Source organism: Leifsonia sp. NPDC056665 (assembly GCF_042791795.1).
GTDB lineage: Bacteria > Actinomycetota > Actinomycetes > Actinomycetales > Microbacteriaceae > Leifsonia.
The window spans coordinates 1-24,947 of the sequence record NZ_JBHTXK010000015.1; the positions used below are offsets into that span (position 1 = coordinate 1).

At 70.0% G+C, this 24,947-nt stretch carries 23 protein-coding genes and 1 riboswitch; of the genes, 12 read left to right on the forward strand and 11 right to left on the reverse strand.

The features are described from left to right. From ACFQ9V_RS14080 to ACFQ9V_RS14120, 9 genes are all read right to left on the reverse strand, one after another. Positions 1 to 426 (reverse strand): DUF488 domain-containing protein (locus tag ACFQ9V_RS14080; protein ID WP_382459756.1); only part of this gene is annotated, 426 nt, incomplete at its 3' end. A 9-nt stretch (positions 427 to 435) separates the two neighbouring features. Beyond that, on the reverse strand, positions 436 to 780 hold the full coding sequence (locus tag ACFQ9V_RS14085; protein ID WP_382459757.1) for a hypothetical protein: 345 nt from the start codon (positions 778 to 780) through the stop codon (positions 436 to 438). Beyond that, entirely contained in the window at positions 777 to 1,346 is a 570-nt protein-coding gene (locus ACFQ9V_RS14090) for a peroxidase-related enzyme (RefSeq protein WP_382459758.1), read from the reverse strand. Before ACFQ9V_RS14090 ends, ACFQ9V_RS14085 begins: the two co-directional genes overlap by 4 nt. Positions 1,347 to 1,516: 170 nt before the next feature. Further along, a complete protein-coding gene (locus ACFQ9V_RS14095; RefSeq protein WP_382459759.1) occupies positions 1,517 to 3,046 on the reverse strand; it encodes an MDR family MFS transporter in 1,530 nt (509 codons plus the stop codon). Positions 3,047 to 3,143: 97 nt separating this feature from the next. Beyond that, positions 3,144 to 4,292 carry a cysteine desulfurase family protein gene (locus ACFQ9V_RS14100; RefSeq protein WP_382459760.1) on the reverse strand — a complete coding sequence of 383 codons (1,149 nt, stop codon included), beginning with the start codon at positions 4,290 to 4,292 and terminating at the stop codon, positions 3,144 to 3,146. Positions 4,293 to 4,305: 13 nt separating this feature from the next. Continuing rightward, positions 4,306 to 5,166: a carboxylating nicotinate-nucleotide diphosphorylase gene (nadC, locus tag ACFQ9V_RS14105; RefSeq protein ID WP_382459761.1), complete on the reverse strand. Its 861-nt coding sequence runs from the start codon at positions 5,164 to 5,166 to the stop codon at positions 4,306 to 4,308. Continuing rightward, on the reverse strand, positions 5,160 to 6,719 hold the full coding sequence (gene nadB, locus ACFQ9V_RS14110; protein WP_382459762.1) for an L-aspartate oxidase: 1,560 nt from the start codon (positions 6,717 to 6,719) through the stop codon (positions 5,160 to 5,162). Before nadB ends, nadC begins: the two co-directional genes overlap by 7 nt. Before the next feature lies 1 nt (position 6,720). Further along, complete coding sequence (nadA, locus tag ACFQ9V_RS14115) at positions 6,721 to 8,016, reverse strand: quinolinate synthase NadA (protein ID WP_382459763.1); 1,296 nt, start codon at positions 8,014 to 8,016, stop codon at positions 6,721 to 6,723. Beyond that, on the reverse strand, positions 8,013 to 8,774 hold the full coding sequence (locus ACFQ9V_RS14120) for an NUDIX domain-containing protein (protein WP_382459764.1): 762 nt from the start codon (positions 8,772 to 8,774) through the stop codon (positions 8,013 to 8,015). Before ACFQ9V_RS14120 ends, nadA begins: the two co-directional genes overlap by 4 nt. 199 nt (positions 8,775 to 8,973) lie before the next feature. Continuing rightward, positions 8,974 to 9,068, forward strand: a riboswitch (glycine riboswitch). A gap of 180 nt (positions 9,069 to 9,248) precedes the next feature. Between ACFQ9V_RS14120 and gcvT the strand changes: the two genes are divergently transcribed. From gcvT to ACFQ9V_RS14160, 8 genes are all read left to right on the forward strand, one after another. Then, positions 9,249 to 10,478, forward strand: a complete 1,230-nt coding sequence (gene gcvT / locus ACFQ9V_RS14125; RefSeq protein ID WP_382459765.1) for a glycine cleavage system aminomethyltransferase GcvT — start codon at positions 9,249 to 9,251, stop codon at positions 10,476 to 10,478. A 2-nt stretch (positions 10,479 to 10,480) separates the two neighbouring features. Continuing rightward, the gene (gene gcvH, locus ACFQ9V_RS14130) at positions 10,481 to 10,855 is read left to right on the forward strand and encodes a glycine cleavage system protein GcvH (RefSeq protein WP_382459766.1); all 375 of its coding nucleotides are present in this window, start codon (positions 10,481 to 10,483) and stop codon (positions 10,853 to 10,855) included. 14 nt (positions 10,856 to 10,869) lie between these two features. Beyond that, complete coding sequence (gene gcvP, locus ACFQ9V_RS14135; RefSeq protein ID WP_382459767.1) at positions 10,870 to 13,779, forward strand: aminomethyl-transferring glycine dehydrogenase; 2,910 nt, start codon at positions 10,870 to 10,872, stop codon at positions 13,777 to 13,779. Positions 13,780 to 13,925: 146 nt separating this feature from the next. Further along, positions 13,926 to 14,300, forward strand: coding sequence for a hypothetical protein (locus ACFQ9V_RS14140; protein ID WP_382459768.1), 375 nt, complete (start codon positions 13,926 to 13,928; stop codon positions 14,298 to 14,300). After that, entirely contained in the window at positions 14,300 to 14,677 is a 378-nt protein-coding gene (locus tag ACFQ9V_RS14145) for a hypothetical protein (protein WP_382459769.1), read from the forward strand. The genes ACFQ9V_RS14140 and ACFQ9V_RS14145 overlap by 1 nt, the downstream gene beginning before the upstream one ends. A 71-nt stretch (positions 14,678 to 14,748) precedes the next feature. Beyond that, positions 14,749 to 15,918 carry a hypothetical protein gene (locus ACFQ9V_RS14150; RefSeq protein ID WP_382459770.1) on the forward strand — a complete coding sequence of 390 codons (1,170 nt, stop codon included), beginning with the start codon at positions 14,749 to 14,751 and terminating at the stop codon, positions 15,916 to 15,918. Beyond that, the gene (locus ACFQ9V_RS14155) at positions 15,918 to 16,253 is read left to right on the forward strand and encodes a hypothetical protein (protein ID WP_382459771.1); all 336 of its coding nucleotides are present in this window, start codon (positions 15,918 to 15,920) and stop codon (positions 16,251 to 16,253) included. The genes ACFQ9V_RS14150 and ACFQ9V_RS14155 overlap by 1 nt, the downstream gene beginning before the upstream one ends. Beyond that, positions 16,250 to 16,582, forward strand: a complete 333-nt coding sequence (locus ACFQ9V_RS14160; protein ID WP_382459772.1) for a hypothetical protein — start codon at positions 16,250 to 16,252, stop codon at positions 16,580 to 16,582. Before ACFQ9V_RS14155 ends, ACFQ9V_RS14160 begins: the two co-directional genes overlap by 4 nt. Here the strand turns inward: ACFQ9V_RS14160 and ACFQ9V_RS14165 are convergent. After that, positions 16,579 to 17,406 carry a CPBP family intramembrane glutamic endopeptidase gene (locus tag ACFQ9V_RS14165; RefSeq protein ID WP_382459773.1) on the reverse strand — a complete coding sequence of 276 codons (828 nt, stop codon included), beginning with the start codon at positions 17,404 to 17,406 and terminating at the stop codon, positions 16,579 to 16,581. The two genes, ACFQ9V_RS14160 and ACFQ9V_RS14165, sit on opposite strands and share 4 nt — an antisense overlap. Before the next feature lie 280 nt (positions 17,407 to 17,686). Here ACFQ9V_RS14165 and ACFQ9V_RS14170 point away from each other — a divergent pair, with 280 nt between their 5' ends. The 3 genes from ACFQ9V_RS14170 to ACFQ9V_RS14180 all read left to right on the forward strand — a co-directional run bounded on the left by ACFQ9V_RS14170 (position 17,687) and on the right by ACFQ9V_RS14180 (position 22,214). After that, the gene (locus ACFQ9V_RS14170; protein WP_382459774.1) at positions 17,687 to 19,480 is read left to right on the forward strand and encodes an ABC transporter family substrate-binding protein; all 1,794 of its coding nucleotides are present in this window, start codon (positions 17,687 to 17,689) and stop codon (positions 19,478 to 19,480) included. 188 nt (positions 19,481 to 19,668) lie between these two features. Beyond that, complete coding sequence (locus ACFQ9V_RS14175) at positions 19,669 to 21,201, forward strand: ABC transporter permease (protein ID WP_382459775.1); 1,533 nt, start codon at positions 19,669 to 19,671, stop codon at positions 21,199 to 21,201. Next, positions 21,201 to 22,214 (forward strand): ABC transporter permease, encoded by a 1,014-nt coding sequence (locus tag ACFQ9V_RS14180; RefSeq protein ID WP_382459776.1) that lies wholly within the window; start codon positions 21,201 to 21,203, stop codon positions 22,212 to 22,214. Before ACFQ9V_RS14175 ends, ACFQ9V_RS14180 begins: the two co-directional genes overlap by 1 nt. A gap of 32 nt (positions 22,215 to 22,246) precedes the next feature. Here ACFQ9V_RS14180 and ACFQ9V_RS14185 read toward each other — a convergent pair whose 3' ends face one another. Then, on the reverse strand, positions 22,247 to 22,873 hold the full coding sequence (locus ACFQ9V_RS14185; RefSeq protein WP_382459777.1) for a PH domain-containing protein: 627 nt from the start codon (positions 22,871 to 22,873) through the stop codon (positions 22,247 to 22,249). A gap of 68 nt (positions 22,874 to 22,941) precedes the next feature. On the opposite strand from ACFQ9V_RS14185, the gene ACFQ9V_RS14190 reads away from it, so the two are divergent. Then, positions 22,942 to 24,798, forward strand: coding sequence for a dipeptide ABC transporter ATP-binding protein (locus ACFQ9V_RS14190; RefSeq protein WP_382459778.1), 1,857 nt, complete (start codon positions 22,942 to 22,944; stop codon positions 24,796 to 24,798). The last annotated feature ends 149 nt before the right edge of the window (positions 24,799 to 24,947 follow it).

Genomic DNA, 24,947 nt, shown 5'->3' on the forward strand with positions numbered 1-24,947 from the left:
GTTCCCCTGGGGTCTCGTCGGGGGGGCCCGTTCTGTGGGGGGGGGGGGGGGTTGGGTGGTTGGTTTGCGGCTCGCGGGGGGTGGGTGCCCCACACCCCCCCCCCCCCCCACCCCCTGATTCAGTTCCGGGTCGCGCGCGCCGACCAGCAGCGTGACGACCGGATGCGTGTCGCCCAGCTCGCGGAGCTGGGCCACTGCCGGGTTCGCGTCGAGCTCGGCGCCGTACCGCGCGGTGAACTCGTCGAACAGTGGGGACTCGTGGTGGAACCAGCGCCGCAGTTCGGTGGAGGGTGCGACATCCTTCAGCCAGAGGTCCACCTTCGCCTTCTCCTTCGTGAGGCCGCGCGGCCACAGCCGGTCGACCAGCACACGGAGGCCGTCCTCGACGGCGGGCGGGTCGTAGACGCGCTTGACGCGATAGACCATGACGGGCTCCTAGAGCATCGTGAGGGTCGGCTCCTCGTGGGTGCCGACCGGGAAGTGGGCGAGGAAGACGACGCCCTCCGGGCCGGCGTCGAACCGGGCGATCCTGGCGCCCTCCTCCTCGTAGAACGTGTCGCCGGCCGCCAGGGTGACCACGGCCCCGCCCTCGACCTGGTAGAGCGCAGAGCCGCGCTCGATCGAGCCGACCACCGGGCCGTTGTGGAGGTGGAGGCCGCCCGCTACGCCCGGCTGCATCGTGATTCGGCGGGTCTGGATGCGGCCGACCGGGCGCGGGTTGGCCAGCGTCACGTCCTGCACGATCTCCCGCTCGACCGGCGGAAGTTCCTCGGCGCTCACAGCGGCGCCAGCAGCGCGTCGCGGAGGCTGTCGCCGAGGTCGGGCGGGACCTCGACCGCGACGCCGAGCGCCTGGATGGCGCGGCTGAAGTAGTTGCGCGCCGCTGCGGCCAGCGTGATGTCCACGATCTCGCGGTCCGTGAAGCCCAGCTCGCGCAGGCGGAGCGAGTCGGCCTCGGTCATCGACGCGGCGTCCGTGCTGATGCGCTCTGCGTACTCCATCATCGCGACCTCCGCCTCAGAGAGCCCGGCGTCGTGGAAGTCGCGGGCCACGGCCTCCACGTCGTCCGCGTCCATGACGGCGAGCGACTTGCGGCCGTGGGCGAGCCGGCAGTGCTGCGAGCGCGTGCCCTGCGCCGCGGCCAGCGTCACGAGCTCGAAGCGCCGCACGCCGAGCTGGGCGATGATCGCCCGGACGAGCTGCTCCCAGGCGCGGTACGCCTCGGGGTTGAACGCCATCACGCGCGTGTACTCGGCCACATAGCCGAGGTCGCGCTGGTCCTTCGCGTAGATCTCGGCGACGTCACCCGTCGCGTCCTCGGGGTCGGGGGTCTGGATGATGGTCACGGCTGCCTCCTCGCGTCGCATGAAGCCGTTGGGGCGCGGCCTCCATGCTCTCACCGCCGCAGCGGCCGTGCCAGAGCCGCCGGAGTCGGCCGCACCTCTGCCGAGGGGCACGTTGTTGTCACTTTTCGCGCCCGAAAGTGACAACGACGTGCCCCTCGGCGGGAGTTCGCTCAGTGTGCGAAGGCTGCTTCGGAGGGGGCGTCGGCCGGCTTGCTGACGAAGAACGAGCCGACGACTCCGAACAGCGAGATGATCGCCGCCGCGAAGAACGCCGAGCGGATGCCGCCGGCGGTGGCCGCGTCGAGCGAGGCGCCGCCCGCCGCGAGGGCCGCGGTCTGCGCCGAGAGCACCGCCACCAGCAGCGCCGTGCCCGCCGCGCTGCCGACCTGCTGGATGGTGCCGAGGATGGCGCTGCCGTGCGAGTACAGGTGCGGAGGCACTGCGCCGAGGCCGGCGGTGAACAGCGGCGTGAACATCAGCGCCAGCCCGAGGCTCAGGGTGATGTGGGCGATGAGCACCAGGTAGACCGGGGTCGTCTCGGTCACCATCGTGAGCGACCACATCACCAGGCTCACCAGGATGGCGCCGGGGATCACCAGCGGGCGCGGGCCGATCCGGTCGTAGAGCCGGCCGACGAACGGCGCAGCGAGGCCCATCACCAGGCCGCCCGGCAGCAGGAGCAGCCCGGTGCCGAGCACGTCGAGGTGCAGCACGTGCTGCAGGTAGAGCGGGAGGACGATGATCACGCCGAACAGCGACGCCGTCGTGATCGCCATGAGCACGATCGCGGCCGTGAAGATCGGGCTGCGGAACGTCCGGAGGTCGAGCAGCGCACGATCCTTGCGCTGCAGGAGGAGCTGCCGGGTGATGAACGCCGCGAGCGCGACCACGCCGACCGCGAGGGAGGTCCACATGATCGGCGCGTTGCCCGCCGCTGCAGGCCCGGTCTCGCCGCTCAGCGTCAGTCCGTAGACCAAGCCACCGAAGCCGAACGCCGACAGAATGACGGACAGCACATCCACCCGGCTCTTCGTGGTCTCCGTCACGTTCTCGACGAACCTCACTCCGATCAGCAGCATCACGAGCGCGATCGGCAGCACGATCAGGAAGATCCAGCGCCAGGCCAGGAAGTTGAGGATGATGCCCGAGATGGTCGGGCCGATCGCCGGCGCGACCGAGATGACGATCGAGACATTGCCCATCGTGCGCCCGCGCAGCGCGGGCGGCACCAGCGTCATCAGCGTGGTCATCAGCAGTGGCAGCATGATCGCGGTGCCGCAGGCCTGGATCACCCGCGCGACCACCAGGATGCTGAAGCCCGGCGCGAGGGCGGCGACCAGGGTGCCGAGCGAGAACAGCGACATCGCGGCGACGAAGACCTGCCGGGTGGTGAACCGCTGCAGCAAGAACCCGGTGATCGGGATGACCACGGCCATCGTCAGCATGAACGCGGTCGAGAGCCACTGCGCGGCGAGCGCGTCGATGTGGAGGTCGTCCATCAGCTTGGGGATGGCGACGCTCATGATCGTCTCGTTGAGGATCACGACGAACGTGGCCGCGAGCAGCAGCCAGATGACGCGCTGGTCGCGCGGCGCGATGCGCGGCTGGGCCGCCTCCCGTGCTTTCGCGTCGCTGGGGGACCCAGCGAGCGCGCCGGTGTCGATGGTGTCGGCGGGCGCAGGTGAGGTCTTCTCAGTCACCGGTCCACACTATCCACGACCCCCGACATCGTGGGTTTCGAACAGATGAACTCGGGCCCGCGTTCACTCTCCGCTTAACCCGGAATAAACGCCCTAATCAGGAGGCGAGTCCCGAGACCTCCCGGACCGCCTCCGCGACAGCTGGCGCGACGGCGAGGAGGGCGTCCTCGGTGACCTCGGGTCCCCACGAGAACCGCACCGCCGTGCGGGCCACGTCCTCGTCGTAGCCGAGCGCGAGCAGCACGTGCGAGGCGTCCTCGCTGCCGGCCGCGCACGCCGAGCCGCTGGAGGACACGATCCCGCGGCGCTCCAGCTCCAGCAGCACCGTCTCGCCGTTGGTGCCGGGGAAGACGAAGGAGGCCGTGCCCGGCAGGCGCGACGACGCGTGGCCGGTCAGCTCCGCCCCGGGGGTCTGCGCCAGCACCGCGGCCGTGAACGCGTCGCGCGCCGTCGTGGCGCGGGCGGCGTTGGCCTCCCGGTCGCGCAGGGCCAGCCGGGCGGCCGTGGCCAGCGCGACCGCGCCCGCGACGTTCTCGGTGCCCGAGCGGCGCCCGCGCTCCTGGCCGCCGCCGTGCAGCACCGGTTCGAGCGGGAGCCTGCCCCGCACGTACAGCGCGCCTATGCCCTTGGGCGCGCCGATCTTGTGCCCGGAGACGCTGAGGGCGTCGACGCCGAGCGCGCGCACGTCGAGCGGGAGCCAACCGGCCGCCTGCACCGCGTCGGTGTGGAACGGCACGCCCTGCGCGTGGGCCAGCGCCGCCAGCTCCGCGACCGGCTGGACGGTGCCCACCTCGTTGTTGGCGAGCATCACGCTGGCGAGCGTCGTGTCCGGGCGCAGCGCAGCCGCGAACGCGTCGGGGGAGACCAGGCCGTCCCGCCCGACCGGGAGGTAGGTCGCCTCGAACCCGTGCACCCGCACCAGATAGTCGACGGAGGCCAGGACCGCCTCGTGCTCGATCGGCGTGGTCACGAGGTGCCGACCCCGGGGCGCGCCGAGCGCGATCCCCTTGACCGCGAGGTTGTCCGCCTCGGTGCCGCCCGAGGTGAACACGACCTCCGACGCCCGGCAGCCGAGCCACTCGGCGACCGTCCCGCGCGCGGCGGCCAGGGCGCGCGCCGCCGACTCGCCGACCTCATGGTGGCTCGACGGGTTGCCGAAGTCGCCGGTGAGGTACGGCCACATCGCCTCCAGGACCTCGCGGCGCACCGCGGTGGTCGCGGCAGCGTCGAGGTAGAGCCCGGTCATAGGTGCAGCGCGGTCATGCGTTCTCCAGCACCACGTCCAGGCCGAGGTCGAGCGAGCGGACGCTGTGCGTGAGCGCGCCGGACGAGATGACGTCCACCCCGGTCTCCGCGATGTCGCGCACGGTGGCGAGGCTGACGTTGCCGCTGGCCTCCACGATCGCCCGGCCGCCGACGATCGCCACGCCCTCGCGCAGCTCGTCCAGCGTGAAGTTGTCGAGCATGATCGTGTCCACCCCGGCGGCGAGCACCGGCTCGATCTGGTCGATCCGGTCCACCTCGACCTCCAGGTGCGTGGTGTGCGAGAGCTCGGAGCGCACCCGGCGGAGGGCGTCGGTCACCGACAGCCCGGACTGCGCGGTGAGGATCGCGAGGTGGTTGTCCTTGGCCATCACGGCGTCGGAGAGCGAGTAGCGATGGTTGTGCCCGCCGCCGCTGCGCACGGCGTGACGCTCGAACGCGCGCAGGCCCGGTGTGGTCTTGCGGGTGTCGACGATGCGGGCGGAGGTGTGGGCCACCTGGGCGACGAACGACGCTGTGAGGGTCGCGATCCCGGACATCCGCTGGACGAAGTTCAGAGCGACGCGCTCGCCCTGCAGCACGGAGCGGGCGGGGCCGGTCACCGTCGCGAGCGTGTCGCCCGCCTCGAACGGGTCGCCGTCCGCGACGGCCAGGTCCACCTCGATGGCCGGGTCCGTCAGCGTCATCGCCGCGGCGAACACCGACCCTCCCGAGAACGTGCCGGGCTCGCGCGCGGAGAGGCGCGCGGTGGCATATGCCGTTTCGGGAATGAGCAGTTCGCTGGTCAGGTCTCCCCAGGGCGCGTCCTCCACGAGGGCGGCTCGGACGACGTCGTGGATGGTCTGGCGGGTCAGCATGGAACGGTCACCTCGGTAGGAACGGACAGCGGAGCGAGCACCGTGTGGCGGGGCGTGCCCGCCGACGGCAGTGGGAAGTCGGAACGGAAGTGGGCGCCGCGCGACTCCTCGCGCGACAGCGCGGACGCGACGACGAGGCGGCCGAGCTGGAGGAGGTTCGCGTCCTCGCCGGGCTCCGGCATCCGGAAGCCGGCGAGCTCGCGGGCGGCGCGTTCGAGTCCGGTGCGGTCGCGGTGGAGGCCGGCGCCGGTCCAGAGAATCGACTGGAGACGTGAGCGGTCGAACGGCCGGTCGCCCTCCGGGAGCTCGGAAAGTTCCGTCGTCGCCGCCGCGGCGAGGCCCGGCTCCGCGACCCACACGGGCGGCTCCGGCCACGCCTCGCCGATCGCCTCGGCCGCGCGGTGCGCGAACACCAGCCCCTCCAGCAGCGAGTTGGAGGCCAGCCGGTTGGCGCCGTGCGCCCCGGTGCAGGCGACCTCCCCGACCGCGAACAGCCCGGGAAGGCTCGTGCGGCCGTGGATGTCGGTCGCGACCCCGCCCATCGCGTAGTGCGCGGCGGGCGTCACCGGGACCGGCTCGCGCGACCAGTCGATGCCGGCCGCGCGGCAGGCGGCGTCGATCGTCGGGAAGCGGTGCGCCAGGAAGTCCGCGCCGAGCGCCGTGGCGTCGAGCACGACGGGGAGGCCGTCCTGCGCGGCCATCTCGACCGCGATCCCGCGGGCGACGACGTCGCGCGGCGCGAGCTCCGCGTCCGGGTGGACGTCGAGCATGAACCGCTCGCCGTGGGCGTTGCGCAGCACCGCCCCCTCGCCGCGGACGGCCTCCGACACCAGGAAGGTGCGCGAGCCGCCGTCCGCCGCGGGGAGCCGCAGCGCGGTCGGGTGGAACTGGGTGAACTCCAGATCCGCGAGCAGCGCGCCGGCGCGGTACGCGGCCGCGACGCCGTCGCCGGTGGCGATGGCCGGGTTGGTGGTGTGCGCGTAGAGCTGCCCCCAGCCGCCGGTGGCGAGCACCACGGCGTCGGCGTCCAGCTCGGTGTCCGTGCCGTCGGCCAGCCGCAGGGCGACCCCGGAGGCCGCGCCGTCCGTAACGAGCACCTCGCGGAGGAACGCCCCGGTCACCACGCGGATGCCGGCCTCGCGCACGGCCGCGTCCAGCGCCCGCTCGATCTCGGCGCCGGTCGCGTCGCCGCCCGCGTGCAGGACGCGCGCGCTCGAGTGCGCGGCCTCCAGCCCGCGGGCGAGACCCTTCCCGTCGCGGTCGAAGGCGACGCCGAGCGCGATCAGCTCGCGCACGCGGGCCGGCCCGTCGCCGCAGAGCGCCTCCACGGCCTCCCGCGCGTTGAGGCCGGCGCCGGCGCGCAGCGTGTCGGCGACGTGGTCGGCCACACTGTCGTCGGCGAACACGGCGGCGGCGATCCCGCCCTGCGCGTACCGGGTGCTGCCCTCGGCGATGCCGCCCTTGGTCACGATCGTGACGTCGTGACGCTCGGCCGCCCGCAACGCGGCGACGAGCCCGGCGATCCCGCTCCCGACGACGACGACGCGGGCCATGTCAGGCCGCCATCGTGGTGTCCGGCCGGGCGGCGAGCATGCGCTCCAGCGCCACCCGGGCCGGCGCGGCGACCTCGTCGGCCACGCGCACCTGGTTCACGACCTCGCCACGCACCAGGCCCTCCAGCACCCAGGCGAGGTAGCCGGGGTGGATGCGGTACATGGTCGAGCACGGGCAGACCACCGAGTCGAGGCAGAAGATCGTGTGCTGCGGGTACTCCGCCGCCAGCCGCTGCACCAGGTTGATCTCGGTGCCGATGGCGAACGTGGAGCCCGCGGGCGCCGCCTGGATCGCCTTCACGATGTAGTCGGTCGAGCCGTACTCGTCGGCGGCGTCCACGACCTCCATCGGGCACTCGGGGTGCACGATCACGCGAACGCCGGGGAACTCGGCGCGCGCGTGCTCGATCTGGCCGACCGTGAAGCGCTTGTGCACCGAGCAGAAACCGTGCCACAGGATGACCTGCGCCTCGCCCAGGGACGCCTCGTCGTTGCCGCCGAGCGGCTTGCGCGGGTTCCAGAGCGGCATCCGCTCCACCGGGACGCCCATCGCCTTTGCGGTGTTGCGGCCGAGGTGCTGGTCGGGGAAGAACAGCACGCGCTGCCCGCGCTCGAAGGCCCACTGCAGCACGGTCGCCGCGTTGGAGGACGTGCAGACGATGCCGCCGTGCTCGCCGCAGAACGCCTTCAGCGCCGCCGACGAGTTCATGTAGGTGACCGGGATGACCGGCACCCGGCCGTCGGCGCCCGGCGCCGTGCCGTACAGCTCCTCCAGCGCCTCCCAGCACTCCTGCACCGAGTCGAGGTCGGCCATGTCGGCCATCGAGCAGCCGGCGGCGAGGTTCGGGAGGATGACGTTCTGCTCCGGCCGCGACACGATGTCCGCGGTCTCGGCCATGAAGTGCACGCCGCAGAAGACGATGGTCTCGGCCTCCGGGCGCGCCTTGGCGAAGTTGGCGAGCTGGAACGAGTCGCCGACGAAGTCCGCGAACTGCACGACCTCGTCGCGCTGGTAGAAGTGGCCCATCACCGCGACGCGGTCGCCGAGGGTGGCCTTGGCGGCGCGGATGCGCTCGGCGAGCTCCTCCTTCGACGCGGTGCGGTACTCCTCGGGCAGCTCGCCCTGCTTCGGCGCGAACGCCGGGATCGGGTCGTCCTGCGAGGCGCCGGGACCGTACGAGGGTGGAGCGGAGTCGAACAGCCAGGGCCCGTCGACGAGCTCCGGGGCGCAGGTGGCGCCGTCGAGGCTGCCGCTCGAGATGAGCTGGATGGTGGTGTCGACCGATGCGATGGTCATGACTGCTCGCTTTCCGGGGTGGGACGGTGCTGGCGCAGGCCGAAGGGCGGCTGCTGCCGGGGGAGCGGCCCCGCGTCGGCGAGGTCGATCGAGTCGTTGTAGCGGTAGAGCCGGGGCGGCCGGTGCCGCGTGCCGGTCAGGTAGTCGCCGGTGGCGACGACGGCGCCGGAGGACTCGATGGTCCGCCGGAAGTTGGCGGGGTCCAGCGGGCGGCCGAGCACCGCCTCGTGCACCTCGCGGAGCTGGGCGAGGGTGAAGCGCTCGCCGAGGAAGGCGTGCGCGATCCGGGAGTACTCCATCTTGGTGCGCAGCCGCCAGAGGGCGTACTCGACGATCAGCTTGTGGTCGAAGGCCAGCTTCGGCAGGTCGTCGGCGGAGAACCAGCCGACGTTCTCGCCGGAGGTCGCGGCCTCCGCCTCCGCGCTGCCGACGAGCGCCCAGTAGACGATGGAGACCACGCGCTCGTCGCGCTCGTCTCCGGGGGAGCGCACCGCGTCGCCGAAGGTGTAGAGCTGCTCCAGGTAGCGCGGCGAGAGGCCTGTCGTGTCGCCGAGGGTTCGGGAGGCCGCGTACGCCAGGTCCTCGCCGACCCGGAGCGGGCCGCCCGGCAGCGCCCAGCATCCCTCGAACGGCGCCCGGATGCGGCGCACGAGCGGCAGCCAGACCTGGGCGCGACCGCCGGTGAGCTCGTCGGAGCGCAGCGCGAAGATGACCGTCGACACGGCGAGCATCGCACTCGCGCGTTCGTGCTCGGCCATCTCGGGCCTCCCGTCCGACTAAAGGTCACCGTGACCCTAAGTTGCGCACCATCTTAGTGTCATGGTGACCAGAACGCAAAACCGGCCCAACTTCTCTCCGAGGGGCACGTTGTTGTCACTTCTCGCCCTCGAAAGTGACAACGACGTGCCCCTCGGTGGATCGGATATGCTGGCCCAGTCAATTGAATACCGGGCCATTCAGGCCGATGCGGGAGAGCCGAGCGCGCGAGCGGGCGGCACCGAAGGAGCAATCCTCCCCGACAATCTCTCAGGTACGCGTACCGCATCGGACTGGCCACTCTGAAAAGCAGGGCGGCGCACACCGCGCGCGCCCTCGCCCACGGTGAAAGCCGACGCCCGCAGCAGCGGTCGCGGTGAAACTCTCAGGCCGGATGACAGAGGGGGAGTTCTTCACACGGAGCGCGCAGCGCGCTACCGTTCATCCCTCCGGCACGGCCGGCGAACGGAGAACTCATGAGCTCGCAGGACAGCCAGACCAACGAAGCAGGGGCCGGCCCGGAGCAGGCCGACGCAGGGCAGGCCGACGCAGTGGAGCGCACCTCCCCGCTGCACGACGCCCACACCGCCGCGGGCGCGTCCTTCACCGACTTCGCCGGCTGGCAGATGCCGGTGCGCTACTCCAGCGACCTCGCCGAGCACCACGCGGTCCGCACCGCTGCTGGGCTCTTCGACCTGTCGCACATGGGCGAGATCGTCCTGATCGGCCCGGAGGCGGGCCAGGCGCTCGACTACGCCCTCGCCGGCAAGCTGTCGTCGCTCGCACTCGACCAGGCGAAGTACAGCATGCTGCTGTCCCGTGCAGGCGGCATCCTCGACGACCTCGTCGTCTACCGCACCGGCGACGACCGCTACATGGTGGTCGCCAACGCCTCCAACCGCGAGGCCGTGGCCGAGGAGCTGCGCGACCGCACCGCCCCCTTCGACGTCGAGGTATACGACGAGAGCGACGACATCGCGCTCATCGCAGTGCAGGGCCCTGCCGCGCTGAGCATCCTGCTGGCCACTCCCGGCTTCCACCTGGAGGGCGACGACTTCGCCCAGCGCGTCACCGACCTCAAGTACTACTGGAGCATCCCGGGCGAGTTCGAGACCCACCCGGTGCTCGTCGCCCGCACCGGTTACACCGGCGAGGACGGCTTCGAGCTCTACACCGCCCCGGACAACGCGCGTGCCCTCTGGGACGCGCTGCTGGAGGCCGGCGCCGCCCAGGGCCTCGTGCCCGCGGGCCTCGCCAGCCGCGACACGCTGCGCCTGGAGGCCGGCATGCCGCTCTACGGCCACGAACTGGGCGTGGACACGATGCCCGCTCAGGCCGGTCTCGGCCGCGTCGTCAACCTCGCCAAGGACACTGACTTCGTCGGCCGCGCCGCCAGCGAGGACGGCCCCGACGCCGAGGCACGTGTGCTCGTCGGACTGATGGGCCACGGCAAGCGCGCCGCCCGCGCCGGCTACCCGGTCGTCGCCCCCGCCGGCGACGGCGCCGACGAGGAGGTCGGGGTCGTGACCTCCGGCGCCCTCTCGCCGACGATCGGCGTCCCGATCGCGATGGCCTACGTCGCGCCGCGGTTCGCCCGGCCCGGCACCGAGCTGCACGTCGACGTGCGCGGCACCAGCCTCCCCTTCACCGTCACCGCCCTCCCCTTCTACAGCAGAAAGCCAATCTCCCCCAGAAAGGACGGCTGACAATGGCCGCAGAGCAGGACCTGAAGTACACCGCAGAGCACGAGTGGCTCCTCGTCGAGGGTGACACCGCGACGGTCGGCATCACGAGCTACGCGGCCGAGAAGCTGGGCGACGTCGTGTTCGTCGAGCTCCCCGCGGAGGGCAGCGACGTCGCCGTCGGCCGCGTGGTCGGCGAGATCGAGTCGACCAAGTCGGTCGGCGAGCTCTTCGCCCCGGTGGACGGCACCGTCGCCGAGGCCAACCAGGCCGTGGTCGATGCGCCCGAGCTGGTCAACAGCGACCCGTTCGGCGAGGGCTGGCTCATCAAGGTGACCTTCAGCGCCCTCCCGGACGGCCTCCTCTCCTTCGACGAGTACAAGGCCCTCACGGGCGAGTAAGGCAACCGCTAGACATGAGCGACCAGTTCCAGACGCGTCACATCGGCACCGACGGGGACGCGCAGCGCACCATGCTGTCCGCCCTCGGCTACGACTCAGTGGAGGCCTTGGTCTCCGCGGCTGTGCCGGACACCATCCGCACCGTCGCGGGGCGCGTCTCCGCGCTGCCCGCCCCGATCAGCGAGCGCGCGGCGCTCCGCGAGCTGCGGGCTCTCGCTTCGCGCAACACCGTGAACCGCACCCTGATCGGGCTCGGCTACTACGGCACGATCACCCCCGCGGTGATCAAGCGCAACGTCCTGGAGAACCCGGGCTGGTACACCGCGTACACGCCGTACCAGCCGGAGATCTCGCAGGGCCGCCTGGAGGCGCTCATCAACTTCCAGACGATGGTCTCCGACCTGACCGGGCTGGACACCGCCAACGCGTCGATGCTCGACGAGGGCACGGCCGTGGTGGAGGGCATGCTGCTGGCGCGCCGCGCCTCCAAGGCCGCAGGCGCGAAGTTCGTCGTGGACGCCGACACCTTCCCGCAGACCCTGGCGCTGCTGCGCAACCGCGCCGAGGCGGTCGGCATCGAGCTGGTCGTGCTCGACCTCGCCTCCACGCCCGCCGACGCCCCGGAGCTGCAGGAGGCCTTCGGCCTGTTCGTGCAGTACCCCGGCGCCTCCGGCCGGGTCTGGGACCCGTCCGCCGTCATCGCCGCAGCGAAGACCGCCGGCGCGGTCGTCGTGGCCGCCGCCGACCTCCTCGCCCTCACGCAGCTCACCTCGCCGGGCGAGCTCGGCGCGGATGTCGCTGTCGGCACCAGCCAGCGCTTCGGCGTCCCGATGGGCTTCGGCGGCCCGCACGCCGGCTACATGGCCGTCCGCAAGGGCCTGGAGCGCCAGCTCCCCGGCCGCCTGGTCGGCGTCTCGCAGGACGCGATCGGCAAGCCCGCCTACCGGCTGACGTTGCAGACCCGCGAGCAGCACATCCGCCGCGAGAAGGCGACCTCCAACATCTGCACCGCCCAGGTGCTGCTGGCCGTGATGGCCGCGATGTACGCGGTCTACCACGGTCCGGCCGCCCTGCGCGCGATCGGCCGGCACGTGCACCTCTCCGCCGTCGCCGTCGCGGACGCGCTGCGCGCCGCCGGGGTGGAGGTGCCGTCCCGCTCGTTCTTCGACACCCTCGTGGTGGAGGTGGACGACGCATCCACGGTCGTCGCGCGCGCCCACGAGCGCGGCCTCCTGCTGCACGCCGTCGACGCCGGTCTGGTCTCGCTGAGCCTGGACGAGGAGACCGCCGCCGACCTGCGCGACGGCGTCTTCCCGCTCGGCGACCTGATCGAGGTCCTCGGCGGCACGGTCGAGGGCGACGCGGTGCTCGCGTTCGGCTCCGAGCCGTCCTTCGACGCGGCGCTCGCCCGCACGTCCGACTTCCTCACGCACCCCGTGTTCTCGACGCATCACTCCGAGACCGCGATGATGCGCTACCTCCGCCAGCTGCAGGACCGCGACTACGCGCTCGACCGCGGCATGATCCCGCTGGGATCGTGCACGATGAAGCTCAACGCGGCCACCGAGATGGAGGCCGTGACCTGGCCCGAGTTCGCCGCGCTGCACCCGTTCGCCCCCGCGGCGGATGTGGCCGGCTCGCTCGAGCTGATCGACCAGCTCGAGGGCTGGCTCGCCGACGTCACCGGCTACGACACTGTGTCGCTGCAGCCGAACGCGGGCAGCCAGGGCGAGCTCGCCGGCCTCCTCGCCATCCGCGGCTACCACCGTTCGCGCGGCGACGAGCAGCGCACCGTGTGCCTCATCCCGCAGTCGGCGCACGGCACCAACGCCGCGTCCGCTGTGCTTGCCGGGATGAGCGTGGTCGTGGTCGCGACCGACGAGCTCGGCAACGTGGACCTCGACGACCTGCGCGCCAAGATCGCCGCGAACGCCGACACCCTCGCCGCGCTGATGATCACCTACCCGTCGACGCACGGCGTCTACGAGCACGAGGTCGTCGCGATCACCTCCGCTGTGCACGAGGCAGGGGGACAGGTCTACGTCGACGGCGCCAACCTGAACGCGCTGCTCGGCTACGCCCGGTTCGGCGACTTCGGCGGCGACGTCAGCCACCTCAACCTGCACAAGACCTTCTGCATCCCGCACGGCGGCGGCGGCCCCGGCGTGGGCCCGGTGGCGGCGAAGGCGCACCTCGCGCCGTTCCTGCCCGGCCACCCGCTCGCGCAGGACGCGACGCACGTGCTCGTCGGGTCGGATGGCCCGGACGGCCGCATCGAGCACGGCGGCGCCCCGGTCTCCGCGGCCCCGTACGGCAGCCCCAGCATCCTCCCGATCTCCTGGGCCTACGTCCGGATGATGGGCGCGCAGGGCCTCGCGGACGCCACCGGCGCCGCTGTGCTCTCGGCCAACTACGTCGCCGCGAAGCTGCGCGAGCACTTCCCGGTGCTCTACGCGGGCGACAACGGGCTCGTGGCGCACGAGTGCATCCTCGACGTGCGGCCGCTCACCGAGCGCACCGGCGTGACCGTGGACGACGTGGCGAAGCGCCTCATCGACTACGGCTTCCACGCGCCGACCATGTCGTTCCCGGTCGCCGGCACCCTCATGGTGGAGCCGACCGAGAGCGAGGACCTCGCGGAGCTCGACCGCTTCGTCACCGCCATGATCGCGATCAAGGCCGAGGCCGACGCGGTCGCCGCGGGCGACTGGCCGGCCGACGACAACCCGCTGCGCAACGCGCCGCACACGGCGGAGTCGGTCGCGACCTCCACCTGGGACCACGCCTACTCGCGCGAGCAGGCCGTCTACCCGGTGCCGACCCGCGTCCGCAACAAGTACTGGCCCCCGGTGCGCCGCATCGACCAGGCCTACGGCGACCGCAACCTGTTCTGCGCCTGCCCGCCCCCCGAGGTCTTCGCCTAGTCCCAGTCGGGAGACTGCTCTAACCGCCGAGTCACGGATCATCCGTGGCTCGGCGGTTTCGTTTTGCGCACAGAAACACTTGCAAAGCGTCAGGTAATAAATGCTAGCGGGTGTGATTCCATACTGGCAGTGTTAGTCTGATGCTCATGGAGGGGGCACTCGCGCGAAGCCGGATGGTGATGATCGCGGCCGCGCTCGTGCTGACCGTGAGCGGCTGCACTGGTGAACGCGATGAGGTGCGCACGGAGACCAATCTCGCGAATCAGAGGAAGGCGGCCATTGCTTTCCTTGAAAAGCAGGGTGGTGTGGAGAGGATCAGATTCACCCAGGAGGGCGACAAGCCAGGCGTGGGTGCGCTCTGGAGTGCCAACGCTGTCGTCACGATAGCCGGCGTGGAGTATCAGGAGATCATCGGTCCTCATGTCCGAGGAGGCGACCCATTGCCGAGCATCGCTCCCGGGGCGCCTACCGGCCCCGTGACGGTGATCTTCAGCGATGAGTCATCAGAGGTGATCGAGTGATGTCGACCCGGACGCGATTCCCGATTGCGGTGATCGCGGTCGCGCTCGCACTGAGCCTGGGCGGCTGTGGGTTGGGAGGAAATGGCGTGGACAAGGAAACGAATCTGGTGAATCAGAGGAAGGCTGCGGTCGCGTTTATCGGCGATAAGCGAGGCGTACAACGGATCACATTCACCCGGGAGGGCGGACGGTCGGGGTTCGGCGCCCCATGGGCTGTCAACGCAGTGATCACGATCGGTGGGCACGAGTATCAAGCCATACTCGGAGTCAAGTCGGGCTCCGGGGTGTCTGAACCGCTGCCAATCATTCCCGTCGAGGATGTGCCGACCTCGGTTTCAGTGATCTACAGCGACGGCAGTTCCGAGGTGATCGAATGACCACCGCAGAGGACTATGCGTCCATGGCCGCGACGTCATACCTGGTGGACTCGCTGGCACAGAATCCTCCGGTGGGAGAGAGGTACATCTTCCCGCCCGACGATGATCAGAAGCCTCAGTTCCAGGTCTACGACACCGCCTCCGACCCCACCACCGGCTTCCAAGGCATGGCGGTCGTTCCCGTCATCGACGGAACCCCCGACCACTCCCAGGTCTTCATCGCGTTCGCCGGCACGAACCCTGACGACCGCGCCGACGTCGTCGCGGACCTGGTCTCGGTGGTGGGGCGCAGGACGGGGGAGGGCACCCAGGTCTTCGAAGCCGAGAGGTTCGTGGAGCGGGTGCAGACGAGACTCGCGGCGGACGGGCACCCGGGGGCGCGGATCGAGACGGTGGGGCATTCCCTCGGCGGGTTCCTCGCCCTGTATGTCGCCGCGGAGAACCACTGGCCGTCGACCACCTTCAACGGTCCGGACCCGTGGGACGTGCTGTCCCCGCAGGCGAAGGACTGGGTCCAGGCGGAGCGCAAGAACGGGCGTCCTCCGCTGACGAACTATGTGAACCGGTTCGACCTGATCGGGAACTTCTTGGGGCACGGGACGGGCGCGGGCGTGTTCATCGAGGACGACGTGTGGAAGGGCGTGATCGAGCATCACGACCTGGGTGACGCGTTCAGCTTCGATCCGTTCGGCGCCATGCTCGGCCTGGGCGGCGAGAGCCTGACGATGGCAGAGCTCGCCGAGCTGGCGGACGTCGCCAGTCCCGGCCAAGGGCAGACGCTGCGGGTTCTCGACGGGATCGTATCGACCGTCAACGGTGTCGGCGCGGTCACCGCGGGCGCGGCGTTGTCCGGTCTCGTCGTCGCTGTGGACACGGTGGGGGCACTGGGGCTGGCGTCGAGCGTCGGCGGAGTCGCCTACCATCTGGGGACGATCAAGGACGTGAACAACGGACTCGTCCCCGCGATGACCACGGCGTTGACGAACGTGAAGAGCGCAGCCGCCCAGCTCTACCCGTGGGTGACGGATGCGGACATCGAGGAGTGTGTGAGAAGGCATGACCTCGAGGTGGAGAAGAACATCGATGAGTCGGCGGTCGCGGCCGTCAACGACCTCGTGGACGATCACCTCGACATCGTGGGGCGGATCTCGCGCGGGGTGATGAACACAGTCACGAACGCCGCAGCACAGGATGCGCGGTGGGCGCAGGCCTACGGCTTCGGTCCGATGGGAGGCTCGTGATGTCGTGGCTGGCCGACCTCATCGATGATGCGGCGAAGGACGTGTCGAACACGGTGGACTCGACGATCCACGCGATCGACGACGCTGTCCATCAGGCGGCGCGCAGGCTGCTGGACGCGGCCCTTCCGCCGATGGTCCACACGGAGTACGCGGTCGTGAAGAGCGCGAACTGGGTGGTCATCGAGGGGGCCGTCACCGCGGTGAACGTCACCCTCCAGAGCGCTGACGTCGCTGCGGCCCTCTCCGGCGCCGTCGAGAAGAAGGTGACGACGGGTCTCGAGCGCATCGCGGCGAACAACGACTACGCCCGCGCCGTGGAGAGCATCACACCATGACGTACGACGAACACCGCACACGGGGTGAGCTGGAGGAAGCGCAGCGGGACGAGAGCGCGACCGCGCGCCGCCGCATCGAGCAGGCGGACGAGTACGTCTCCTACTACCGGACGAGGATGAGGTCGCTGGAGGAGGGCTTCTACGAGCTTGCCTCACGGTTCGGCGCGACGGACGACCCGCGGCTGAGGTCGGTGTACGCGCAGGTCTCGTCCGAGGTCGACGAGAACGTGCGCGCGGCAGGGGCAGTGGTCGTCCGCCTCGACGAGGACTACCGGGAGCTGCAGTCGCGGCACGCGGGTGAACTCGAGACCTTCCAGGGGAAGAACTAACCGAATATGTGCGGGAACAGCGCGACGGCCAGCGGGTAGCCGACGAACGAGACGATGTCGATGATGACGTGCGCGACCACGAGGGGCATGACCCGGCCCCAGCGCGTGTAACACCAGCCGAACACCACGCCCATGATCGCGTTGCCCACGAACGGCCCGAACCCCTGGTACAGGTGGTAGCTGCCGCGGAGCAGCGCCGCGGCCACGATGATCCACCACTTGCTCCAGCCGAGCTGGCGCAGCCGGGTGAACAGGTAGCCGACCACGATCACCTCCTCCTGGAGGCCGGCCCGCAGCGCGGCGAAGATGAGGATCGGCACCGTCCACCAGTGCGTGTCGAGTGGCGACGCCTGCACCTGCACGGTCAGGCCGAGCACCCGGCCGAGGGCGTAGAACAGGATGCCGGGCACGCCGATCACCAGGAACAGCAGGAGGCCGCCGCCGAGGTCGCGTCCCGGCCGGCTCAGGTCGAAGCCGATCCGGCGGAACCCGGTCCGGCGCGGCTGCCAGAGCAGGAAGATCACGAGCGCCACCGCGAACAGCGGGAACGCGTTGTCGAGGAACTGGTAGAGGAAGTCGAAGACCTCCCGGCTGGACTGCGACGGGTTCACCTGCGCGGTCTGGTTCGCCAGGGGAGTGCTCTGCGTCGAGCGGTCGATGATCGTGACGATCGAGTAGACTGCGGACTGGCCCAGGGACAGGCCGAGGACGATGGCGACTTCCCACCACAGCCGGGGCCGCTCCGCGCGCTCGACGGGGGTCTCGCTGGTCCAGGTGGGGAGGCCGGGCGTGGCTCGGCCGGCCCGGACCGCTTCAGTGCTCATATGTGCATCCTGCCAGGCCCGAGCGGGCTGCGCGGGGAGCACACGCGTCCGTGAATCCGGACCGCGAAGCGATGGAACTGCGCGGTTTCTTGCGTTTAACGCTCGCGGACCACCGAATCCGTGGCGTGGACGCAATAATCCGTCGACTGAGTTACCACTGTGTAACGTTTTCCAGCCCCATTTTGCATTCACCCTCAACGGTACTTAGGGTCAGTCTTATCCCGCGGGGTACGGGGCTCTCGCATGCCCGTGCTGCCGCACACTTCGCACAGGAGGAACATTGCACATCAAGGGAAGAAAGGTCAGGTACGCGGTCAGCGCCGTCGCCGTCGCCGGCGTTGCAGCGCTCGCTCTGTCTGCCTGCACCACGACCGGCAGCACGGGGACCTCGTCCGCAGCCAAGGGCGGCACCGTGACGGTCGCTGTCGTGAACGACTTCACCTCGTTCAACTCACAGACCCCCCAGGGCAACCTGGACACCAACGGCCAGGTCGGTTACCTGGACGGGTCGTACGGTACTGGCTTCCAGTACATCGACAACAACTACAAGATCGTCCACGACAACAAGTTCGGAAAGTTCGAGAAGCTCTCGGACAACCCGCTGACGGTCAAGTACACCCTGAACAAGAACGACAAGTGGTCCGACGGCCAGCCCGTCACCGCTGACGACATGATCCTCGCCTGGGCCATCGCCTCCGGTCACTACGACTCCGCGAAGTTCGACAACCAGGGCAACGTGACCAGCGGTACCCAGTACTTCTCGATCGCGGGCTCGACGGCGGGCATCGACTCGACCGCCTACCCGACCGTCGGCGACAACAACACGTCGATCACCCTGAAGTACTCCACCCCGTACGTGGACTGGGAGCTCGTCAACCCGATCGCACAGCCGGCGCACATCGTGGCCAAGAAGGCGGGCCTGTCCTCGGCCGCCGACCTGACCAAGCTGCTGAAGACGCTGCCCGCGGGCAACCCGGACGCTCCGGTCGCCCCGAACGCGACGCTGGAGAAGGCGGCCAAGTTCGTCAACACCGGCTACGACGTGACCGCGTTCCCGACCGACCCCGACCTGCTGGTCTCCTCCGGCCCGTTCGTCGTGTCGTCGTGGACCCCCGGCCAGTCGCTCACCATGGCGCAGAACAAGTACTACGACGGCGGCCTCAAGCCGTCCGTGGACAAGATCGTGTTCCGCATCATCCCGGACGCGAACGCCCAGGTCACCGCTCTCCAGAACGGTGAGGTCGACATCATCAACCCGCAGGCCTCGGCCGACACGCTGACTGCCCTCAAGCAGACCAGCGCGAAGGTCCTGACCGGCGACCAGGCGTCGTACGACCACCTCGACCTGAACTTCGGTTCGCAGGTCTTCGCCGACCCGAAGGTCCGTGAGGCCTTCCTGAAGACGATCCCGCGTCAGCAGATCCTCGACTCGATCGTCACCCCGGTGAACCCGAAGGCCAAGGTCCTGAACTCGCAGATCTGGCTGCCGAACCAGCAGCCGATGTACGGCGACTCGGTCAGCAACAACGGCTCCTCCGCGTACGACAAGGTGGACATCGCGGGCGCCAAGACGCTGCTCGCCGGTGCGACCCCGACCGTCCGCATCCTGTACAACACGAACAACCCGAACCGTGTCGACGAGTTCCAGGCCATCTCGGCGTCCGCCGCCAAGGCCGGCTTCAAGGTCGTCGACGCCGGCTCGCCGGACTGGAGCAAGCTCCTCCCGGGCGGTAACTACGACGCGTCGCTCTTCGGCTGGATCAGCCCGGGCGCCGGCACCTCGCAGATCCCGCAGCTGTTCACCACCAACGGTGGCGGCAACTACAACCGCTTCTCCGCTGCGAACTCCGACGCCCTGGCGACCCAGACCACTCTGGACACCAGCAAGCTGACCTCGCTGGAGAAGAGCATCGACAAGACCGCCTTCTCGCAGGGCTATGGTCTGCCGCTGTTCCAGCTCCCTGGTGTCTTCGGCGCCAACGCTCGCGTGGACGGCGTGAAGTACATGGGCAACCAGAACGGCCCGTTCTGGAACTTCTGGGAGTGGACCGTCAAGTCCTCCACCGCGAAGTAACGCTCGAACAGTGAGAGTGCCCGGGTGACCCCCGGGCACTCCGCTGCGACGGGGCGTCGGCTTCGAGTCGGCGCCCCGTTATCATGTAAGTCGACGGCCGTGATCCGGTCGTCCCCCCGAATCGCGCCAGGCGAGCACCTCGCCGCCAACCCGCAATGGCGCGCCCTGTCAGTGAAGGTTTTGAACCTATGGCGAGTTTCATCCTGAGACGTCTCCTTGTCTCAGTGCTCATCATCATCGCCGCTTCGTTCCTGATGTACATGCTGGTCGCGTACAGCGCCGACCCGCTCGCGGATCTGCGAAGCAGCAATTCCCCCAACAAGGTCGCGCTCATCAACGCGCGCATCCAGCTCCTCCAGCTCGACGTGGTCCCGCCCTTGCGGTGGCTGCTCTGGCTGGGAGGCGCGGCCAAGTGCCTGATCCCGTTCGCCAACTCGTGCGACCTGGGATCGACCATCTCGAACGCGAAGGTGGTGGACATCCTCCCGCAGGCGCTCACGTCGACCGTTCAGCTGGTCACGGTCGCGCTCATCCTCGCGATCCTCCTCGGTGTCACCATCGGCATCGTGACCGCCCTGCGGCAGTACAGCGGACTCGACAACGTCGTCACGTTCCTCAGCTTCTTCCTGTACTCGCTCCCGGCGTTCCTCGTGGCCGTGCTCCTCAAGGAGTTCGTGGCAATCGGCTTCAACAACTTCCTTGCGAATCCGACGATCCCCTGGTGGGTCGCCGTGCTGATCGGGGTGGTGGCCGGACTCATCTGGCAGTCGCTGATAGGCGGCGACCTGCGCAGGCGCGCGGTCACGTTCGGCGTCTCCGGCGTCGCGACCGCGGGCGTGCTGCTGCTGATGAGCGTCACCAACTGGTTCCTGCACCCGGGTCTCGGCCCGGTCGTGATGATCCTCCTGATCGCCGCGACGGTGATCGGCGCGACCGCGCTGACCGCCGGCCTGCAGAACCGCCGTGCGCTGATCTCCGCGAGCGTCGCCGGCGCCGTCGCGCTGGTCTGCTACTTCGGACTGCAGTGGCTGTTCAACATCTCGACCCCCGCCACGATCGCGATCCTGGCGATCGTCGCGATCCTGGTGAGCCTGGTCATCGGCTGGCTCGTCGGCGGCTACGACCGCGGTCAAAACATGCGGGTCTCGGTGATCGTGACCATCGTGTCCGGGTTCCTGATCGTCGTCGACCGCTTCATGCAGGCCTGGCCGGCGTACTTCCAGGACACCAACGGCCGCCCGATCGCGACCGTCGGCTCCTCGACGCCCGGTCTGACCGGAGACATGTGGGTCACGGGTCTCGACACGTTCACGCACCTGGCCCTGCCGACGATCGCGCTGCTGCTGATCTCGTTCGCGTCGTACACCCGCTACTCGCGCGCAGGAATGCTGGAGGTGCTCGGTCAGGACTTCATCCGCACCGCGCGCGCCAAGGGCCTGCCGGAGCGCACGGTCGTGGTCCGCCACGCGTTCCGCAACATGCTGATCCCGATCACGACCCTCGTCGCCTTCGACGTCGGCGCGCTGCTCGGTGGTGCGATCATCACCGAGAAGGTCTTCGCGATCCCGGGCATGGGCTCCCTGTTCAACCTGGGCCTGTCGCGCGGCGACCTGAACCCGGTGATGGCGTACTTCCTCGTCATCGCGATCATGGCGATCCTGTTCAACTTCCTCGCCGACCTGTCCTACGCCGCACTCGACCCGAGAGTGAGGGTCCGCTGATGTCCACCACTGAAACCGTCATCGCCGACGAGCTGCAGGAGCCGAGCTCCCCGCCCGTCAGCCAGGGGAAGCTGATCTGGAAGCGCTTCCTGTCCAACAAGGTCGCCGTCGCCAGCGCGATCCTGTTCATCCTCATCGTGCTGTTCTCCATCTCCGCGATCGGCATCGGGCCGATCCCCGGCTGGTGGAAGTACAACTACGTCGAGCTGAACGACCAGGTCCAGCAGGGCTCCCCGACGTGGGAGCACCCGTTCGGCCAGGACCGCATCGGCAAGGACTACTTCGCCCTCACGATGCGCGGCATCCAGAACTCGGTGCTGGTGATGATCGTGCTCGGTCTGATCGCGAGCGTCGTCGGCGTCGTCGTCGGCGCCATCGCGGGCTACTTCCGCGGTGTGGTCGACGCGATCCTGATGCGTATCACGGACGTCTTCATCGTGATCCCGGCGCTGGTCATCGGCTCCGTCGTCGGTCACATCTTCGGCGGCCTCGGTGCGTTCTTCCTCGCCCTGATGCTCGGCTTCTTCTCGTGGATGGGAATCGCGCGTCTGGTGCGCGGCGAGTTCCTGTCGCTCCGCGAGCGGGAGTTCGTGGAGGCGGCCCGCGTCGCCGGCGCCTCGGACACCCGGATCATCTTCAAGCACGTCCTGCCGAACGCCATCGGCGTGGTCATCGTCGCCTCGACGCTGATCATGGCCTCGGCCATCCTGCTCGAGACCGCGCTGTCGTTCCTGGGCTACGGGATCCGGCCGCCGGACGTCTCGCTCGGCCTGCTGATCAGCTCGAACGAGTCGGCGTTCCAGACCCGTCCGTGGCTGTTCTGGTGGCCCGGCTCGTTCATCGTGATCCTCGCCCTGCTGGTCAACTTCGTCGGCGACGGCCTGCGCGACGCGTTCGACCCGCGCCACCGCCGGTTCAACCTCCGCAAGATGCGCGAGCAGGAGCCTGAGCCCGGCGAGGACGACCAGTCCGGACCCCGCACGGGCGCGGCCCTCGCGGAGGACGTGCTGTGACATCCGCCCGCGCTGCGCTGCTGGTGGCCTCCTCAGGCCGCCAGCAGGGCGGCGAGCGTGCCGACCGCCAGCGCGGCCAGCACAGCCAGCGACACGATGTGCCAGCGGACCGTCACGGGCGTCTGATCCGCGAGGCCGCTGTCGACCGCGCCGCTCTGCTGAAGCTCGACCCAGCGGCGGCGCACGACTTCGGCCGCAGCGCCGGACTCGGTGTTCAGCAGGTCGCCGGGACGGCGCACGCTGTCCGCGACGTTCGGCTTGCCGACGCGACCGGTGGTCTCCCGGCGGGTGGCGCGCAGCGTGCGCGCCGTGCCGGGAGCGGGCGCGGACCACACCGGGTACTTGTGCCCCGGTGTGTAGAGGGTGAGAGCGTACTTGGTGTCCACGTGGATGAGCGCCTGCCACGGGATGTCGACGGAGCGCGTGACGTTGATCACCTCGATGCCGTCGTCGGCGACCGTCAGGCGCGGACGCCAGAGCAGCGCCCAGCCGATGAACGCGAACAGCGCGCACGGCACGACGTAGAGCAGGCGCACATCGTGCACGCTCACCAGAAGGCCGACGACGAGGGCGGCAGCGGCCGCCCAGATCAGAACGGCAAGGACCCGGTTGAACCGGGACACGAAAACCTCGCGCTCGGTGGGGGAGACGTAGGGCATGGGTCCATGCTCTCATCCCGCACCGTCCCCGCCTCGCCCGAGCGCGCCCCCGAAAGGAACCACGAATCATGACCGAGAACACCACCGGCAAAGCCGGGGTCGTCGTCGGCGCCCCCGTGCTCGAGGTCACCGACCTGTCCGTCGACTTCGGCGTTGACAACGTCTGGGTGCCCGCGGCCAAGAAGCTGAACTACAAGATCAAGGCGGGGGAGGTGCTCGCCATCGTCGGCGAGTCCGGCTCCGGCAAGAGTGCGAGCTCGATGGCGATCCTCGACCTCCTGCCCGAGAACTCCCGCATCCAGGGCTCGATCAAGCTGGAGGGGCGCGAGCTCACCGGCTTGACCCCGCCGCAGATGCGCCGCGTCCGCGGACGTCAGGTCGCCGTGATCTTCCAGGAGCCGATGACGGCGCTGAACCCCGTCTACACGGTCGGCTCCCAGATCGTCGAGACGCTCCGCATCCACTTCGGGATGTCACCGCACGAGGCCAAGGAGCGCGCCCTGGAGCTGCTCGCCATGGTCGAGCTGCCGGACCCGGTGAAGGCGTACAACTCCTACCCGCACCAGCTCTCCGGCGGCCAGCGCCAGCGCGCCATGATCGCCCAGTCGATCTCGTGCGACCCGAAGCTGCTCATCGCCGACGAGCCGACCACCGCGCTCGATGTGACGGTGCAGGCCGAGATCCTGGAGCTGATCCGCAGCCTCCGCGACCGCCTCGACAGCGCCATCCTGCTGATCACGCATGACATGGGCGTCGTCGCCGACCTGGCGGACAACATCGTCGTGATGCGCAAGGGCGACATCGTCGAGTCCGGCACGGTCAAGGAGGTCTTCGACGCGCCGCAGCACCCGTACACGATCGCCCTGCTCGAGGCCGTGCCGCATCTCGGCCAGCGCGAGGACGAGGAGATCGACACGACCGCCGCCCTCGCCGCCAGCACGGAGAACCCCGACGAGGAGTTCGCCGAGCGCATCCGCGTCAACGAGCGCATCGCCGCCGCGGCCGCCGAAGAGGCGGAGATGGACAAGCGGAAGGTCGTCGTCGACTTCCAGAAGGTCGCGATCGAGTACCCGAAGCACGGCCGTGTCCCCGCGTTCCGCGCGGCGACCGACATCGACCTCAAGATCCACGAGGGCGAGGTCGTCGGCCTGGTGGGCGAGTCGGGCTCCGGCAAGACGACGCTCGGCCGCGCCGCGATCGGCCTGCTGCCGATCCACTCGGGCAAGCTCGTGGTCGCGGACCAGGACATCAGCAAGGCGGGCCGCGACGAGATCCGCAAGCTGCACCGCAACGTCGGCATCGTCTTCCAGGACCCGTCGTCGTCGCTGAACCCGCGGCTCCAGATCGCCGACTCGATCGGCGAGCCGTTGCGCCTGGCGAAGGGCCTCAAGGGCGCCGGCCTGGCGAAGGAGGTCGACCGCCTCCTCGACGCCGTCGAGCTGCCGCGCGCCTACCGCAGCCGCTTCCCGCACGAGCTGTCGGGCGGCCAGAAGCAGCGCGTCGGCATCGCCCGCGCGCTGTCGCTCAAGCCGACGGTCCTGATCGCCGACGAGCCGACCTCCGCGCTCGACGTGTCGGTGCAGGCCCGCGTGCTCGAGCTGATGCAGCAGCTTCAGCGCGAGATGAACTTCGCGTGCCTGTTCATCACCCACGACCTGGCGGTCATCGACGTGCTCGCCGACCGCATCGCGGTGATGCACCACGGCGCCCTGGTCGAGGTCGGAACGCGCGACGAGATCCTCCGCTACCCGAAGGAGGCCTACACGCAGCGCCTCCTCGCCGCGGTCCCGCTGCCCGACCCCGAGCAGCAGCGCGCCCGCCGCGCCCTGCGCCTGGAGCTGCTCGCCGCGGGCTCGGACGAGGTCGTGCCGGTCAACGAGGGCCTGCCGCAGGAGCCGGAGCCGCCGGTGGCGCAGGGGCTGTAAGCCTGTTCTGGAAGAGTGGGGGGCGGGGGGGGGGGCCGCCCCCCCCCGGCGTCCGGGGCGGGGGGTGGGGGCCCCCGGGCCCCCCCCCCCCCGCGGCCCGCCGCGCCCCGCGCGGCCCCCCCGGCCCTCCGGCCGGCCGGGCCGCGCAC